This window comes from Cobetia sp. MC34 (assembly GCF_018340035.1).
GTDB classification, from domain to species: domain Bacteria; phylum Pseudomonadota; class Gammaproteobacteria; order Pseudomonadales; family Halomonadaceae; genus Cobetia; species Cobetia amphilecti.
Map to the genome: position 1 here is coordinate 1 of NZ_JADPPY010000094.1, position 824 is coordinate 824.

1 protein-coding gene is annotated in these 824 nt (G+C 59.0%); it reads left to right on the plus strand.

Annotated elements, in window-relative coordinates; genetic code table 11:
* Positions 1 to 25: 25 nt before the first annotated feature.
* A partial coding sequence (locus tag IZU87_RS17285) for an IS3 family transposase (RefSeq protein ID WP_213115367.1) occupies positions 26 to 824 on the plus strand: 799 nt, incomplete at its 3' end.

The window sequence follows — 824 nt, forward strand, 5'->3', positions numbered from 1 at the left end:
TCGGTCGTTGAGCCGGGCCCAGCGCGTGGCACTGGTCGAGCCGCAGGCGCCCGACATCAGCCTCCGGCGTCAGTGCCAGCTACTCGGTATCAGTCGCTCCTCAATGTACTATCAGCGCAAGGCGCTAGGGGCCTATGACCTGGAGTTAATGCGTCTGATCGACGCGGAGCATCTGCGCACACCGGTCTATGGCTCACGACGGATGTCAGCCCATCTCAATCGCCAGGGATACGCGGTGAACCGCAAGCGCGTTCAGCGATTGATGCGCGAGATGGGCCTACAGGCTATTTATCCAAAGCCATGCACCAGCCGGCCGGGCGTGGGGCATCGGATCTATCCTTACTTGCTGCGGGGGCGGGTCATCGACCGCCCCAATCAAGTGTGGGCGACCGATATCACATACATTCCCTTGGCGCGCGGGTTCATGTACCTGGTGGCCATCATGGACTGGCACAGCCGTCGCGTGCTGGCCTGGCGGGTCTCCAACACCCTGGATACGGACTTCTGTATCGATGCTTTGGAGGAAGCCTTGGCGCGCTATGGAAAGCCCGAGATATTCAATACAGATCAAGGCTGTCAGTTTACCAGCCAGGCGTTCACCGAAGTGCTGGAAGCCCATGATGTCCGGATAAGCATGGATGGCAAGGGATGCTATCAGGACAACATTTTCGTGGAACGACTCTGGCGCAGCGTGAAGTACGAGTGCGTTTACCTGAAGGCTTTCGAGAGTGGCGCCCACTTGCGAAGGGATCTGAAGTGTTACTTCGCTTGGTACAACACGGAGCGGCCCCACCAAGGGCTGGACGATGCCACACCTGATGAAG